The sequence below is a fragment of the Agarivorans sp. D1326 genome (assembly GCF_056958115.1).
The window spans coordinates 190,703-206,383 of the sequence record NZ_JBTWEN010000007.1 but is presented as its reverse complement, the minus strand read 5'-3'; the positions used below and the strand labels follow the sequence as shown (position 1 = coordinate 206,383).

Here is a 15,681-nt window from a genome sequence, read left to right as displayed (position 1 = left end):
TTCATCTCAGTTAATAGCAAAAATAAGACAGCACAGTATATGGCCACAAAAACTCAAGCGGGTGTTTCATTTCCACTCGGCGCGACTTACCAAGGTAAGGGCGTTAATTTTAGTATTTTCTCTAAAAATGCTACGGGAGTTACCCTTCTATTATTTAAAGAAGTTAACTCTCGTAAGCCTTTTGCCGAGTTCCCTTTAGACCCAAATACCAACAAAACAGACCATTACTGGCATATTTTTGTTGAAGACTTAGAAGTAGGAACGCTCTACGGCTTTCAAGTAGACGGTCCTTGGCAACCAGAGCGTGGTTTGCGCTTTGACTCAAGTAAAGTTCTGCTCGACCCTTACGCCAGAATCACCCATTTCCCAGATAACTATTTACGTCAGGTAGCGTCACGCCATGGTCATGTAAATACTAACCAATGTATTAAAGGTGCAGTGGTGGATTTGCGTGGTTTTGATTGGCAGGGCACTCAGCCTATTAAACGCTCATTGCAAGATACCGTTATTTACGAAATGCATGTAGCGGGTTTTACCAAGCACCCGTCTTCGGGTGTAGCGGAGCATAAACGCGGTACTTACGCTGGCGTTATCGAAAAAATTCCTTATCTAAAAGAGCTGGGCATTACCGCAATTGAATTAATGCCGGTGCAGCAGTTTGACTTACAAGACGCGCCGCTGGGTAAGCAGAATTATTGGGGTTATAGCCCAATTAACTTCTTCTCTCCGCATACGGCTTACAGCTCGGACAAAAGTGTCTGTGGCGCCTTTAACGAATTTAGAACCATGGTGCGTGAGCTGCATAAAGCCGGCATTGAGGTGATATTGGATGTGGTGTTTAACCATACAGCCGAAGGCGGACACGATGGCCCAACGCTCAGCATGAAGGGTTTGCAAAACGATACCTACTACATGCTAGAAAACGAAAAGCGTTGGTACAGTAACTACTCGGGTTGTGGCAATACTTGTAATGCTAACCACTCGGTAATGCGCCGCATGATCCGTGATGCACTGCGTTTTTGGGTAAACGAAATGCATGTAGATGGTTTCCGCTTTGATTTAGCCTCGGTACTGGCGCGTGACTCTAAGGGTCATGTAATGAAAGAGCCACCACTGCTTTGGTCGATTGATTCAGATCCTTCTTTAGCTGGCACTAAAATCATTGCCGAAGCTTGGGATGCCGCTGGTCTTTACCAAGTAGGTGAGTTTGTTGGTGACCGCTGGAACGAATGGAACGGCAAGTTCCGCGATGATGTGCGTTCTTTCTTTAGAGGGGATTCCGGTGTAACGGGTAAGTTTGCTTCGCGCTTATTGGGTAGCCCAGACATTTACTACAAAGAAAACCACTCGCCGCAACGCTCGGTTAACCTAGTCACTGCGCATGATGGATTCACCTTAAACGATCTAGTGAGCTACAACGACAAGCACAACCTAGAAAATGGTGAAAACAACCGTGATGGTGATAACCACAACATCAGTTATAACCACGGTGTAGAGGGGCCAACCCTAAACCCCAAAATCAACGATCTGCGTGAACAGCAAATGAAGAACTTCTTCGCTACTTTGTTGCTCTCTTTAGGTACGCCAATGATTACCATGGGCGATGAAGTAAAACGCACTCAAAACGGTAATAACAATGCTTACTGCCAAGATAACGAGTTATCCTGGTTTGACTGGAGCTTAGTGGACAAAAACCAAAACTTGCTGCGCTTTGTTCAAGAGATGATTAAGTTACGTCGTTATGACGATGTGCTTGAAGAGAAGATCCACTTGAGCCTGTCGGATGTGATTCATGATGCCAATATCGAATGGCATGGTGTGCATCAAGGTCAGCCCGATTGGTCTGAACATAGTCACTCTATTGCGGTTACTTTGTTAGATCCATACTCAAAAGACCGCTTATACATGGTGTTTAACTCCTACTGGGAAGAGTTAGAGTTTGAAGTACCTTGTATTGAAGGGCATTGGTTTAAGCTTGTTAATACCGCAGCCAAACCGCCAGAAGATGTTTATGACTTTAAAACAGCGCCCATGTTAGAAACGGGCTCGGTTAAAGTGGCTGCACGTTCGGTAATGGTATTTGTGGCGAACCCACAAATTGAAAAACGTAGCGAGAGAGTTTAACTCGCTGCCTTACTAGTTTGTGCAGGGCAATAAAACTTTGCCCATGAAGAATGGGTAGTGTGTGAATAGCTAAACACGCTACCCAACATTAATACCAATAATAGTACTCTTACACCCATCGAAAAAAACGCCATTGTGTTGCCCTCTTTGCCTCCATCCGTGTGACTTGTTTGCCATTATGATTTGCTAGTTTGAGGCTAGTATCTAACGAAAGTTTCATTATTTTAATAAGTTATGGACTTTTGTTTGATAAAAGTGAGCTAGGTTGGATTTTTATTCTTATGTTACAAAAAATGCTTTGTTCGTGAAAAGTCAATTTTATTGGCCGTTATAGGGATAATACAAGCTCTTAATTCACCCTGTTTCACCAATCTAGAAAGTAACTTTAGGCGCTATATGAACAAGCAATCTGGTTTTACTCTCATCGAATTAGTAATAGTAATTATCGTTTTGGGAATACTCTCTGTGGTAGCTGCACCAAAGTTCCTAAATCTTCAAAGCGATGCAAAAAAAGCGACCTTAGAGGGGGCTGCGGCTGCAGTAAAAACCTCTGCTGACTTGGTATTTAACCAAGCGGCTATTGATGGCCTAGAGCAAGAATCACGTGCAGAGGTAGAAACGAGCTTGGGTATTGTAGAAGTAAAAGATGGTTACCCAGAGGCGCACGGTGAAGACTACCTTGGTATGGAGTCGTTGATTGAAACTGACTTAGAAATGCAGTTTGTGAATGGCAGTTCGCGCTTGTATATCGGTTATGTCTCTGGCGATAAAGATGTTAATGATAGCGGATGTTTTGTTACTTACACTGAAGCGGGAGGAACCCTTAACCCTAGTGAGTCAAACTACCTGGTTAGTATTGACGACAGCGAGTGTTAAGCGCCGAATGAAGAACATGCATATTGAAAAATTAACAAAAACTATCAAAATGCGAACCATGGTCGTTCGAGCCATGTTTGCTTCTATCAGTTTGTTGTTGCTGGTTTCAGCCTCTTTAGAAGCAAAACCTTTTCTACTCGGTTAACTAGAACAAACCTAATTGCGCAGAGGTTATTTGCTCAAAATCCAAATCAATGAAGGGCAAAATAGCATCGGCAATCGGCTGTAGTTGTTTGTCTAAGTAATGTTGATAGTCGATTTGGCTAACTCGGTTAGTTAGCGGCTCAGGCCCATTTATGGTCATCCAATAGGCAATACTGCCTTTATTTTGATATTGCAGTGGCTTGCCTAGGGCTTGGTTATGTTCGTCGGCGAGCCGCGCTGCCCGCACCTGTGGCGGCACATTCTTCACGTACTCGGCTAACTTGCGGCGTAAACGCTTACGGTAAATAAGTTGCTGGTCGTACTCGCCAGCCATTAGCTTATCCACGGTATCGAGAACAAACTGGCGTGGGTCTTGGTCAGAAAATACTCGCTCAAGCAAACCGGTTTGAAATATCTTCGCCATCTCTGTCCAATCTGAACGTACTGTTTCTAAGCCTTTTATGACTAACTGCTTATCGTTGGTTAAACCTGCATAACGCTTTTTACTGCCGGTTTCAGAGCCGCGAATAGTTGGCATTAAAAAGCGAGAAAAATGAGTCTCAAACTCAATTTCTAGGTGACTATCTAACTGCATTTCTGAGGCTAGCTTGTGCTGCCAATATTGATTTATACCTTGCGCCAGTTGTTGGCCTATTTGTTTGGCTTGCTCTACGTTCAAATCTTGATTTAGCCACACAAAGGTAGAGTCGGTATCACCATAAATCACTTCATGGCCTTGCTCGCAGATCCACTCTGCTGTTTCTTGCATTAGCTGGTGGCCGCGCATAGTGATTGAGCTGGCTAAGCGGGGATCGTGAAAGCGACAACCAGTAGAGCCTAGCACTCCATAAAAGCTATTCATTAAAATTTTGATCGCCTGTGAGCGAGCGCTGTCATGATCGGCCTTGGCTTGATCGCGCTGCAGCCAAAGCTGATTAATGATCTCTGGTAAAAAATGTTTGTCGCGGCTAAATACTCCGCCTCTAAAGCCTTCAATGGCATTGTCGGGGCTCGCTAGCCCTTCAATTAAGCCCAGCGGATCAATTTTAAAGGTACGAATGATAGAGGGGTACAGGCTCTTAAAATCGAGTACTAGCACATTGTTATACAAGCCTGGTTTAGAGCTCATCACATAACCGCCGGGGCTATCGGCGATAAAGTCTCGGGTAAGATTTGGCGCTACATAGCCAGCTCGGTGCAATTTAGGCAAATACACATTGGTAAAGGCGGCCACCGAACCACCACTTCTATCCAGCATTAGGCCAGTAAGTTGGCTGCGCAAACATAGGTATTCAAGGATTTGCGTATGCCGGAAGATGTCTAACACTAACTTACAGTCTTCGAGGTTGTAGGCGGCAAGCTGGGGCTTGTTGTGGGCAAAGTTATGGTTAATTTCAGCCATACGATCATGCACTTCGTCTACCAATTTGCCGCGCTTAAGCAGTTGCTGGGCAACGTTTTCCAAGCTAAAACTATCGAAGTGGTAAGTGGCTGATTTTAGTGCGTCTATGCCGTCCACTACTACACGCCCAGGAATGCTAATAAATCCTGTTTGCTCGTTATCGCTACGCTCGCGCCAACGCGCCACTCCTTGTTGGCGGCCTAGCGCCAGTTTTATTCCATGCAAAGCGGCGCGTTTAACCAGCAACCTAAAATCAAAATTGATGACATTCCAACCAATTATGATGTCCGGGTCGAGTTTTTCTATTACTAGCTCAAGCTGTTTTAGTAAGGCGTACTCATTGGCCAGCCAGGTAATTGGCGTATCAGCGGCTTGTTCACTGCCAATCATAAGCACTTGCTGAAAGTGCTCACCGTATAATCCAATCGAGTAAAGTTGGCCTTTTTCACTGCATTCTATGTCTAGCGATAGCACCGACAGCTTAGGTGTATATTGGGCCGTTTTTATTTTGGCTTGTTGCCAAGCGGGGTAACGTGGATTACTCCCTTGGCTGCCAGCAAAAGCCATGCTGCCATAACAAAAACGTTCGGTAAGAAAACGTTCATGTAATTTTATATCGTGTTCAAAGCAGCTTAATCCGGCTTGCTGTAAGTTTTGTGCGGCGCGGTAATGCGCATCGATACTGGCAAAGTACAAGGCCGTAATCGGCTGATGCTGGAAGGTGTTTAACGCTAGGCCTTGGTGCTTAAGCAAGTGCTCGCCAACGGTTTCTAGCACGGTATCTAGTTCACTACTTAACACAAAAAATACCGGCTGCTGGTCACTGACCTCTAAACACACCGGGCCTTGGTTACTGGCTAACCAAAGCTGAATATAAGCCCGACCTTGACGATCGTAACTATTGGCGGTGAGTAAAAAACCTTGTCCTTGCCGCTGCTGGCTTGGCACTGTAAGCCCTCGGTACTGCATTATGCTTGGCAACTTAGCACAAAGCCGAGTGCCTTAGCTAATATCCACCAGCATCTTTATTTTGTTTAACTAAGCATTTGTGAATAGTGGTTTCTGCCAAGGTGCTAATAGACTGCGTAGCCATTTAGCTGCACAGTTAAGCTAAAGCCTTTTAGTGAGTGGTAAGCATGACAAGTCAATTTGAGCGAATGATGGCGGGTTTAAGTTTTAACCGTTGGGATAAAGACTTAGGCGAGCGCCGTTTAGCTACCCGGCAAATTACTCATAAGTTTAATCAAACCACACCAGAGCAAAACCAACAGCGCGAAGCGCTAGTGCGTGAGCTGTTTGTGAAGGTAGGCAAAAACATCGAGGTTTGCCCGCCACTCACCGTGGATTATGGCGACACAGTGTTTATCGGCGACGATGTATTTATTAATACCAACTTCACCTTGGTGAATTCGGGCAAAATTACTATTGGTGATCGGGTGATGATTGCACCAAACGTAAGTTTGTTTTCGATTAACCACGCCTTAGATCCTGAACTACGCAAAACCTATATTAATCAGCAAGGTGAGCGAGAAGTGATCGACTACCCAGCGCCCATCACTATTGGTGACGATGTATGGATCGGCGGTCATGCAGTAATTCTAGCTGGTGTAACGGTGGGCAATGGCTCGGTTATCGCCGCCGGTGCGGTAGTGAATAAAGATGTGCCAGCAGGCGTATTAGTGGGAGGCAACCCGGCTAAGGTGATTCGTGAGATACAAGCCGGGGAAACGGTGCGCCAAGCAAGAGTTTAGTGCTTACAGTGCTTTATTTTGTAGCTTACTTATTTATCGCAAAGATTAAAAAAAGCTGGCCTAGGCCAGCTTTTTACATTTAACGCAAAGGGTAAGCAGTAAGGCTTAGCTCCAAGCTTTAAAGGTATTAATTAAACCATTGGTTGAGCTGTCGTGGCTGCTTACTTCGCTGCCATCTTTTAGCTCTGGTAAAATTTGGTTAGCTAGCTGCTTACCTAGTTCTACGCCCCATTGGTCGAAGCTGAAGATGTTCCAGATAATGCCTTGTACAAAGATTTTGTGCTCGTACATAGCAACCATGGCACCCAATGAGCTAGGGGTGATTTTCTTAACCAAGATAGAGTTAGTTGGCTTGTTACCCGTGAATACTTTAAATGGTGCTAACTCAGCTACTTCTTCCGCTGATTTACCGGCTGCTACTAATTCTGCTTCTACGGTTTCGCGTGACTTACCAAAAGCCAAGGCTTCGGTTTGGGCGAAGAAGTTAGACATTAGTTTAGCGTGGTGATCCGATAATGGATTGTGGCTAGTGGCTGGTGCAATAAAGTCACATGGAATTAGCTTAGTACCTTGGTGAATCAGCTGGTAGAAGGCGTGTTGGCCGTTGGTACCTGGTTCGCCCCAAATAATTGGGCCAGTTTGGTAATCAACAGGGTTGCCGTTGCGGTCTACGTTTTTACCGTTAGACTCCATGTCACCTTGCTGGAAGTAAGCAGCAAAGCGGTGCATGTATTGGTCGTAAGGTAGAATAGATACGCTTTCTGCACCATAGAAGTTGTTGTACCAAATGCCTAACAAACCAAGAATAACCGGTAGGTTTTGCTCTAGCTCGGCTTCTGCGAAGTGTTTGTCCATAGCGTGTGCGCCATCTAACAACTCAATAAAGTTGTCGTAGCCAACTGTAAGGGCAATCGATAAACCAATCGCTGACCAAGAAGAGTAACGACCGCCTACCCAATCCCAAAATTCAAACATGTTGTCGGTATCAATACCAAACTCAGCAACAGATTTAGCGTTAGTAGATAATGCTGCGAAGTGTTTAGCTACGTGAGCTTGGTCGCCAGCTGCAGCTAGGAACCAATCGCGCGCGCTGTGGGCGTTAGTCATGGTTTCTTGGGTAGTGAAAGTTTTAGACGCTACTAAGAACAAGGTAGTTTCTGGGTCTACTTGTTTTAGGGTTTCGGCTATATGAGTGCCGTCTACGTTTGATACGAAGTAGGTAGTAATGTTTTCTACTTTGTATGCGCCTAGTGCTTCAGTAATCATTACTGGTCCTAGGTCTGAACCGCCAATACCAATGTTTACAATGCTTTCAATAGCTTTGCCGGTGTAACCTTTCCATTCGCCAGAATGTACTTTTTCACAGAAGCCTTTCATTTTTTCTAGCACAGCGTTTACTGCTGGCATTACGTCTTCGCCGTCTACCATTACTGGAGTATTGCTGCGATTACGTAGTGCGGTATGTAGTACCGAGCGGCCTTCTGTTTGGTTGATTTTCTCACCAGAGAACATGGCTTTAATTGCGCTATCTAGCTTGGTTTCTTTAGCTAGTGCAACTAACTGCTGCATGGTTTCTTCAGTGATTAAGTTTTTAGAGTAATCCAATAAGATTTGCTCGTTAAACTCTACCGAGAAGCGATTGAAACGGTCTGCGTCAGCGGCGAATAGCTCGCTAAGTTTAACCTCTTTTTGTGCTTCAAAATGCGCTTGTAACGCTTTCCAAGCCTGTGTAGTTGTTGGATTGATATTGTCCAGCATTGACCTTGTTCCTTAGATGCTTTACCTAGTTGACCGAGTTGCAAGTTTATTGACCAGTACTTGCGGGTAGCACTTTACCCTTTCTGGGAAAAAGGACGCAAGCAATCAGATCAATATTGTGCAAAAGCTTGCGACCTATTTTAGCTAAGTTTGACCATTTTGTATTAAAACTGCGCGCCGTGTTGGTGTTTATCCATTTTTTATCAAAGGGTTTTTCTGTTCTCGCTATTCAAGTTGTTGCTACAATGCCCACAAATTATTCGCCTCTCACCTGCAAGGGATCTGTTTTTGCGCAATGTGCAGTTACAAGTAAACACCGAAAACGCCCGTTATTTACTTAACAATGGGCGTTTAGTGGCGTTAATGACCTTTGCGTATAGCCTTATTTGGTGGTGTTTGTTTGCGCCTAGCCTTTCTTCAAGCCTGCATTTGCTGTGGCTATTTTGCATGTTGGCTTTATCGGCCGTGTTTTACTTTTTTGCGCGTATTCAAAGCGAAGTAATTGACGATTTTGTCCCGGCGCCGCAACTAACGCGTTATTTTAGTTTGGCTACCAGTTCTGGGGTGCTTTGGGCGGTAGGTATTCTGCTATTTATGCCGGTGTTACCTGCTTCCGAGCGTTTATTATTGGTGGTGCTGGTGGGCGCGTTGTTGTCGCTGGTGGTGGTGCCAAACTTACTAAGTATTCGTAGCTTTAACGGTTTTAGCATCCCATTGTTATTAGCGCTGTTGGTTTCTATGGTGGGGGCTAGCCGAACCGAGTGGGTGGCTTGTTTGGTATTACTGCTAAGCTGGGGAGTACTAAATATTGTGTTACGCCGCGCCGAAACCTTAGTTAAGGCTAATTTTTCCGAAGGTGCGCTAAATAGAGCCAAGGCTTTAGAGTTGGCCGACAGCCATGCTTTAATGCGCCATCAAAGTGAGCGAGATGCACTCACCGGCCTGTATAATCGGGCTATATTTGAGCAAACACTGGCTTTACATTGGCGTTTAAGCAGCCGGGCAAATACTTCCTTAAGTTTATTGCTGATCGATGTTGATTTCTTCAAGCCTTATAACGATCATTACGGTCATGTTGCAGGCGATCAATGTTTAAGCAAAGTTGCTAATTTGTTTACTCAAGCCTTGCAGCGTGAAGATGATATTGTTGCCCGCTATGGCGGCGAAGAGTTTGTAATGGTATTGCCCAACACCGATACCAAAGGCGCATTGCAAGTTGCTGCAAGAGTTAGAACACTAATGGCCGAGGCTAAATTGCGCCACGAGTATTCGACCGCAGCCAGTTATGTGACCGTGAGCATTGGTATTTCTTGTTTAATTCCAGTGGCTCAGCAAAGCACCAAAGAGATCGTAGATAAAGCCGATAAGGCACTATATAGAGCCAAGCAGTTAGGTAGAAACCAAGCTGTAGTGGCCGCCCGTGGAGAAGTATAATGAGTATGCAGTTGCATCGTATTGAAGAATTAATCGATTTACTCACACCGGTTTGGAAACAACAACCGGAGCTTAACTTAGTAGAAATTATCACTCAAATAGCCGACCAAGCAGGGAACAATAAACCCTTGAGTGAACTGACCGATGACGTGCTTATTTACCAACTTAAAATGCTTACAATTGGTAAAGACGAGATGATTCCTGGCATCGCAAAAGATTGCGAGGATGATTTTAAAACCGCCTTATTAAAAGCACGTGGCGTAAAAGTTTAATTTCTTAAGTGGCAATTGCGTCTGCAATTGCCGTTTTTGCTTAAGCAAAGGCATTAGTCACATCAGTGCCTGCCCTCATAAGGATTGAGTGATGAGTGAACGTATTCCTGTTAAAGACGTCAGCCCCAAACCTCGCGCGGCTAAAAAACGTGCTCCGGTAGATCGTTACAACCCCCAAGAACAAATTTATGTGCGTGAGCAAAAAGGTGTATTTCAACGCTTGCGTAAGTACATGGGCTGGTTTTTTATCGCGGCTTTTGTGATTGTGCCGTTTATTCCTTACGGCGATCGCCAAGCAATTTTGCTAGATATGGGTGCGCGTCAGTATCACTTTTTTAGCTTAACCCTGTGGCCGCAAGATTTATTGTTATTGGCTTGGTTCTTCATTATTGCTGCCTTTGCTTTGTTTTTTATTACCACCTTTTTAGGCCGAGTATGGTGTGGTTACTTGTGTCCGCAAACGGTGTGGACTTTTATCTTTATCTGGTTTGAAGAAAAGATTGAAGGCAGCGCCAATAAGCGTAAAAAGCTAGATAAATCGCCCTGGAGCTTTAACAAAATTTGGCGAAAAACAGCCAAACATAGCGCATGGATTGCGGTGTCGGTATTTACCGCTTTGTCGTTCGCCGCTTACTTTGTGCCCGTTAAACAGCTGTGGTGGGACTTCTTTACGCTAAATGCTAGCGGTGCGGTTAACTTCTCGGTGATTTTCTTTACCGTAGCAACTTATGCCAACGCAGGTTGGATGCGCACCATCGTATGTACTCACATGTGCCCCTATGCGCGTTTTCAATCGGCGATGTTTGATAAAGATACTTTTATTGTGGGTTATGATGTTGAAAGAGGCGAAAGCCGCGGCCCACGTAAGCGCAATGCCGACCACAAAGCCTTGGGTTTGGGTGATTGTGTAGATTGTGATCTGTGTGTGCAGGTCTGCCCTGCAGGCATTGATATTCGCGAAGGCTTGCAATACGAATGTATTAACTGTGGTGCTTGTATTGATGCCTGTGACCAAACCATGGAGCGCATGAACTACCCGAAAGGCTTGATTCGCTATACCACCGAGCATAACTTGGCGGGGCAAAAAACCGATGTACTGCGGCCTAAGCTGATTGGTTATGGGGTGGTGTTAAGCGCCATGCTGGTCGCTTTTGTTTTCACCTTGCTTAACGTGAAGCCGATGCAGTTAGATGTGTTGCGTGATCGTTCTTCTTTGTACAACGAAACCTCTGAAGGTTTGGTCGAAAATACCTACACATTAAAGGTGATTAACAAATCCTCTGAAGCGCGCGAGTTCCACTTAAGTGTGCGTGGTTTGGAAGAAGTAGAATGGATAGGCCAGCAAATTGTCACAGTAAAAGGTGGCGAAGTGTTTAGTTTGCCTATTTCACTGGCGAGCGACCCTTACTTGTTGCCTCGCTCGATCACCGATATTGAGTTTGTATTAGAAAGTGGCGATGACCAATTTATCCAAGCTAGTCGCTTTATTAGTGGCGGTTAACCGGGTGCTGGAGAATAAAGCTTGAAACTGGTTCTGGCGTGTTTTGCGTTGTTGTTAGTGCTGCCTTATTTGCTGGCAGCACTCGGTTCGGCAGCGCGTAAGCGCCAGTTAGGCACTATAGATAATCAAGATCCCCGCCAACAATCCCAATTGTTAAACAGCCTTGGCCAACGCATCTATGCTTCTCAACAAAATGCTTGGGAAGCCTTGGGTTTGTTTACGGGCAGTTTGCTAATAGCCCATCTTGCAGGGCTTGATTTTAGCCGTATTCAATATGCCGCTGTGTTATTTACCGCTACCCGCTTGTTGCACCCTTGGGTATACGTATTTGGCTTTGCTACCTTGCGTTCGTTGCTAATGCTGGTGGCTTGGTTAAGCTGTATTTATATTGTGGTTCAAGCCTTTTATCAGCTACCTGCTTAGCGCTGGCTAGGGAACTTGTTTTACTGCTACACTGCGCCGATAACCTCTTGTAAAACTGCCGAGCCATGAGCGCCTTTTTATTTGCCGATTTACACCCCGACACTATTCTTGATGCTATTGAATCTCAAGGTATTTTCCCTAGTAGTGGTTTGTTGGCTTTAAACTCTTACGAGAACCGGGTTTATCAATTTCAAGCCGAAGATGGGCTGCGTTATGTGGTGAAGTTTTATCGGCCAGAGCGTTGGAGCCAAGCCCAGATTCTCGAAGAACATCAATTTAGTTTATCGATGGCAGAAGTAGATGTGCCGATTGTGGCACCGCTAGTGCGAGATGGTCGCAGCTTGTTTGATTATCAAGGTTGGTTGTTTACCATTTTCCCTAGTGTTGGTGGGCGCGGTTTTGAGGTAGATAACCTCGACCAAATCGAGCGTGTTGGCCAATACCTAGGGCGCATGCACCAGAAAGTGGGCAGCAAACTGTTTGAGCACCGCTTATCGATTAATACCGAAGAGATGCTCGACCAGCCGTTGGAGTTATTACGTGATTGGCTACCCGAGGGCTTGGCACTGCCATTTTTTACCGTAGCTGAGCAAGTAGCCGAAGCGGCAAAGGCGGCCTATAAACCTAAAACCATTATTCGTTTACATGGTGATTGCCACCCTAGCAACATATTGTGGCGTGATGGTCCGATGCTGGTGGATTTAGATGACGCGCGTAATGGCCCTGCTGTGCAAGATCTATGGATGATGCTAGCCGGAGATGACAATGAGCGCCGCCTGCAATTAGAAGTTCTATTAGAAGGCTATGAGGCCTTTTGTGAATTTGATAGCAGTGAGCTGGCCTTAATTGAGCCGCTGCGCGCTATGCGAATGATTCACTACATGGGCTGGTTAGCAAGGCGCTGGCAAGATGCCGCCTTTCAACGCGCCTTCCCTTGGTTTAATTCGCAACGTTATTGGGAAGACCAAATACTCGCGCTTAAAGAGCAGCTTTCGGCTCTGCAGCAGGCGCCATTGTCATTAACTCCCGGTTATTGAGGTCTGTTATGAGTGTAGAAATTGAACGCAAGTTTCTGGTTAACAGCGATGCATTTGTTAAGCAAGCTAGCGAGCAAACCCGAATTGTACAGGCTTACTTAAACAGTGATAAACAACGCACGGTTCGAGTGCGTGTCCGCGGTAAGCAAGGTTTTCTTACCATTAAAGGCAAAAGTAATCAGTCGGGTTTAAGCCGCTATGAATGGGAGAAAGAAATTCCCCTGAGCGAAGCCGAACAGCTATTAGCGCTGTGTGAGCCTGGCGCCATTGATAAAGTTCGCTACTTAGTGCCTGTTGCACAACATGTATTTGAAGTGGATGTGTTTGCTGGAGATAACCTTGGCTTAATTGTTGCCGAAGTAGAGCTGAGCAGCGAGCAAGAAAGCTTTGCAAAGCCTGACTGGCTAGGGCAAGAGGTCACTGGCCAAGCTAAATACTATAACTCTCAACTTAGCTTAAATCCTTTCAAGAACTGGTGATAAACAGAGTGTTTGTTCACATTACTTCGGCTTATTTTCGATTTGTACTGGCATCCTGCGCCTAGCCGTATAGGATTGATATAAAAGGTGAATAACTTGTAACGAGGTTGTGAATGACAAACTTTGTCACCCCCGTTGATGCATTAATGCATTGGCAAAAGCAGGATCCGCAGCGCGTTTACCTACGTCAGCCTATTGATGGCGTATATCATGAGAAAACTTGGGCAGTAGTAGCGCGCGAAGCCGGCCAAATTGCTCAAGGCTTGTTGTCTCAAGGCCTAGAGCCAGGCGACAAAGTGGCCATTTTAGCTAAAAATAGTGCCGAATGGTTTATTGCCGATTTGGCAATCATGATGGCTGGCTGTGTAAGCATTCCTATTTATTCCACCGCGAGTGTGGATACCATCTCTTTTGTACTTCAACACAGCGAAGCTAAGCTGTTGTTTGTGGGTAAGTTAGACGAATGGGGTAAGCAAGCCTCGGCCGTACCTATCGGCCTAAAAACCGTTGCGATGCCCTATCCCACCATGCCTTGCCACATTCAATGGAGTGATTGGTTGAAGGAATTGCCGGTGATTGAGAAAAATCATCTGTGGGATGCAAAAGACATTATGACGATTATCTATACCTCGGGCAGTACCGGTGACCCTAAAGGCGCCGAGATTAGCTTTGAGGCATACCGGTATGCCTGTGAACAGCTCATTGATGTGCTGCAAGCTGGCAGTGAAGACCGGGTTATGTCGTACTTACCCTTGGCGCATATTACTGAGCGAGTTTACATTCAAGGCACCAGCATTTTTAGCGGTCAATTTAGTGTGTCGTTTGTTGAATCCTTAGATACTTTCCCTGATAACTTGCGCAGCGTACAGCCTACTTTGTTTATTTCAGTGCCTCGTTTGTGGGCGCGTTTCCAGCAAGGTGTATTTGAAAAACTGCCACCGAAAAAACTCAAGCTATTGTTATCTATTCCCTTGGTGTCTAGCTTAATTAAGCTCAAAATTAAAAAGGCTCTGGGTTTAAATAAGGCGCGAATTTTAGGTTGTGGCAGTGCTCCGGTAGCACCTTCATTATTGCACTGGTATCAAAGCATTGGCTTAAATATTTCTGAAGCCTGGGGCATGACCGAGAACCTAGCTTACGGCACCTTAAATGTACCTTTTCGAAGCGACAAAATTGGCACCATCGGAAAAGCGGGTCCTGGCGTAGAAATAAAAATCTCTGAGCAAGGAGAGATCCTTGCTAAGGGCGAGGGCATGATGCAGGGCTACTACAAACATGCTGATCTCACTAAGGAGTCAATTGTTGATGGCTGGCTGCATACAGGAGACAAGGGTGAAATAGATAATGATGGCTACGTTAAAATTATTGGCCGTTTAAAAGAAAGTTTTAAAACGGCGAAAGGAAAATATGTAGCCCCCGTTCCTATTGAACAGAGCTTGGCTGAAAATTCGATGGTTGAGCAGGTATGTGTGGTGGGCAGTGCCCTCACGCAGCCTTGTGCTTTGGTGGTGTTAGCGGCTGAAATGAAACAGCATTCGCAAGCGCAAATTGAAGCAAGCTTAAATCGCACCCTTAAAAAGGTGAATGAGCAGTTAGAAAGTCATGCCAAGTTGTCGCATGTGGTAGTGGTAAATGAGGATTGGAACGTAGATAACGCCCTGCTTACCCCTACTTTAAAAATTAGACGTAACCAAATTGAACAACATTATTCGGTATTAATTCATCAAGATGTAGATACCACTGTAATGTTTGAAATGGGATCTTGGTAAACGTAAATTTGTGTCAACAACATAGTCAACGATTGACCGAGCTGGTGCTAATCATTATGCTCGGTTTTTTATAAAGTTCACTGGAAGGAAATACCGAGTGATGAAAAAACTACTGATTGGTTTAATGGCAATGCTTACTTTGCCGATGGCAATAGCGGCTGACTTTAAAGAAGGCACGCATTACGATGTGATTAAGCAAACTGCTACCGCTAAACCAGAAGTTATCGAGTTTTTCTCGTACTACTGCCCGCACTGTTTTAAGTTTGAACCAGTAGCAGAGAGTATTAAAAAATCCCTACCAGAAGGCGTAGCGTTCAAAAAGAACCACGTAAGCTTTATTGGCGGCCAGATGGGTGAAGAAATGGTTCGCGCTTTTGCTGCAGCAGAAATGCTAGAAGTAGAGCCTGCAATTAGCAACGCTATCTTTGATTCTATCCATAACAAACGTCAAAACTTCACCAGCCGTGATGATCTTCGCAGCATCTTTGTTGCCAACGGTGTTGATGGTAAGAAATTTGATAGCGCAGCCAGCAGCTTTGTTGTGAACGGCATGGTTTCGCAAATGGAAAAGAACACCATGAACTATAAGATTCGCGGTGTGCCGGCCTTAGTTGTTAATGGTAAGTACCAAGTTAACACGGGCTCAGTAAAATCAATTGAAGAGCTAAATGAGTTAGTTAGCTACTTGGTTAACTTAAAGGGCTAGTCTCT

At 45.0% G+C, this 15,681-nt stretch carries 13 protein-coding genes; 11 read left to right on the top strand and 2 right to left on the bottom strand.

Annotated elements, in window-relative coordinates; genetic code table 11:
• Positions 1 to 39: 39 nt before the first annotated feature.
• Complete coding sequence (gene glgX, locus ACYFDN_RS14905) at positions 40 to 2,124, top strand: glycogen debranching protein GlgX (protein ID WP_016400236.1); 2,085 nt, start codon at positions 40 to 42, stop codon at positions 2,122 to 2,124.
• Between the two features lie 396 nt (positions 2,125 to 2,520).
• Positions 2,521 to 3,000 (top strand): type II secretion system protein, encoded by a 480-nt coding sequence (locus ACYFDN_RS14900; RefSeq protein WP_338622805.1) that lies wholly within the window; start codon positions 2,521 to 2,523, stop codon positions 2,998 to 3,000.
• Positions 3,001 to 3,145: 145 nt separating this feature from the next.
• Here ACYFDN_RS14900 and ACYFDN_RS14895 read toward each other — a convergent pair whose 3' ends face one another.
• Positions 3,146 to 5,515, bottom strand: coding sequence for a DNA polymerase II (locus ACYFDN_RS14895; protein WP_483511750.1), 2,370 nt, complete (start codon positions 5,513 to 5,515; stop codon positions 3,146 to 3,148).
• A gap of 167 nt (positions 5,516 to 5,682) precedes the next feature.
• Here ACYFDN_RS14895 and ACYFDN_RS14890 point away from each other — a divergent pair, with 167 nt between their 5' ends.
• Positions 5,683 to 6,297 (top strand): sugar O-acetyltransferase, encoded by a 615-nt coding sequence (locus ACYFDN_RS14890; RefSeq protein WP_483511749.1) that lies wholly within the window; start codon positions 5,683 to 5,685, stop codon positions 6,295 to 6,297.
• A 105-nt stretch (positions 6,298 to 6,402) separates the two neighbouring features.
• On the opposite strand, the gene pgi is transcribed toward ACYFDN_RS14890, so the two are convergent.
• Positions 6,403 to 8,055, bottom strand: coding sequence for a glucose-6-phosphate isomerase (pgi, locus tag ACYFDN_RS14885; protein ID WP_483511748.1), 1,653 nt, complete (start codon positions 8,053 to 8,055; stop codon positions 6,403 to 6,405).
• A gap of 297 nt (positions 8,056 to 8,352) precedes the next feature.
• On the opposite strand from pgi, the gene ACYFDN_RS14880 reads away from it, so the two are divergent.
• From ACYFDN_RS14880 to ACYFDN_RS14845, 8 genes are all read left to right on the top strand, one after another.
• Entirely contained in the window at positions 8,353 to 9,489 is a 1,137-nt protein-coding gene (locus ACYFDN_RS14880; protein WP_483511793.1) for a GGDEF domain-containing protein, read from the top strand.
• 5 nt (positions 9,490 to 9,494) lie between these two features.
• A complete protein-coding gene (locus tag ACYFDN_RS14875; RefSeq protein ID WP_040306803.1) occupies positions 9,495 to 9,761 on the top strand; it encodes a YihD family protein in 267 nt (88 codons plus the stop codon).
• A 91-nt stretch (positions 9,762 to 9,852) separates the two neighbouring features.
• Entirely contained in the window at positions 9,853 to 11,262 is a 1,410-nt protein-coding gene (gene ccoG, locus ACYFDN_RS14870) for a cytochrome c oxidase accessory protein CcoG (protein WP_338622798.1), read from the top strand.
• 21 nt (positions 11,263 to 11,283) lie between these two features.
• Positions 11,284 to 11,685, top strand: coding sequence for an MAPEG family protein (locus tag ACYFDN_RS14865; RefSeq protein WP_472589619.1), 402 nt, complete (start codon positions 11,284 to 11,286; stop codon positions 11,683 to 11,685).
• A gap of 65 nt (positions 11,686 to 11,750) precedes the next feature.
• Positions 11,751 to 12,722, top strand: coding sequence for a serine/threonine protein kinase (locus tag ACYFDN_RS14860; protein WP_152785129.1), 972 nt, complete (start codon positions 11,751 to 11,753; stop codon positions 12,720 to 12,722).
• Positions 12,723 to 12,730: 8 nt separating this feature from the next.
• The gene (locus ACYFDN_RS14855) at positions 12,731 to 13,201 is read left to right on the top strand and encodes a CYTH domain-containing protein (protein ID WP_483511746.1); all 471 of its coding nucleotides are present in this window, start codon (positions 12,731 to 12,733) and stop codon (positions 13,199 to 13,201) included.
• 113 nt (positions 13,202 to 13,314) lie between these two features.
• Entirely contained in the window at positions 13,315 to 14,970 is a 1,656-nt protein-coding gene (locus ACYFDN_RS14850; RefSeq protein WP_483511745.1) for an AMP-binding protein, read from the top strand.
• Positions 14,971 to 15,070: 100 nt separating this feature from the next.
• Positions 15,071 to 15,676 carry a thiol:disulfide interchange protein DsbA/DsbL gene (locus ACYFDN_RS14845; RefSeq protein ID WP_221075382.1) on the top strand — a complete coding sequence of 202 codons (606 nt, stop codon included), beginning with the start codon at positions 15,071 to 15,073 and terminating at the stop codon, positions 15,674 to 15,676.
• Positions 15,677 to 15,681: the final 5 nt, after the last annotated feature.

Excerpts from the sequence above, each read along its gene's own strand:
- glgX (WP_016400236.1), top strand. The coding sequence starts at position 40 with ATGGCCACAAAAACTCAAGCGGGTGTTTCATTTCCACTCGGCGCGACT.
- ACYFDN_RS14900 (WP_338622805.1), top strand. The coding sequence starts at position 2,521 with ATGAACAAGCAATCTGGTTTTACTCTCATCGAATTAGTAATAGTAATT.
- ACYFDN_RS14895 (WP_483511750.1), bottom strand. The coding sequence starts at position 5,515 with ATGCAGTACCGAGGGCTTACAGTGCCAAGCCAGCAGCGGCAAGGACAA.
- ACYFDN_RS14890 (WP_483511749.1), top strand. The coding sequence starts at position 5,683 with ATGACAAGTCAATTTGAGCGAATGATGGCGGGTTTAAGTTTTAACCGT.
- pgi (WP_483511748.1), bottom strand. The coding sequence starts at position 8,055 with ATGCTGGACAATATCAATCCAACAACTACACAGGCTTGGAAAGCGTTA.
- ACYFDN_RS14875 (WP_040306803.1), top strand. The coding sequence starts at position 9,495 with ATGCAGTTGCATCGTATTGAAGAATTAATCGATTTACTCACACCGGTT.
- ccoG (WP_338622798.1), top strand. The coding sequence starts at position 9,853 with ATGAGTGAACGTATTCCTGTTAAAGACGTCAGCCCCAAACCTCGCGCG.
- ACYFDN_RS14860 (WP_152785129.1), top strand. The coding sequence starts at position 11,751 with ATGAGCGCCTTTTTATTTGCCGATTTACACCCCGACACTATTCTTGAT.
- ACYFDN_RS14855 (WP_483511746.1), top strand. The coding sequence starts at position 12,731 with ATGAGTGTAGAAATTGAACGCAAGTTTCTGGTTAACAGCGATGCATTT.
- ACYFDN_RS14850 (WP_483511745.1), top strand. The coding sequence starts at position 13,315 with ATGACAAACTTTGTCACCCCCGTTGATGCATTAATGCATTGGCAAAAG.
- ACYFDN_RS14845 (WP_221075382.1), top strand. The coding sequence starts at position 15,071 with ATGAAAAAACTACTGATTGGTTTAATGGCAATGCTTACTTTGCCGATG.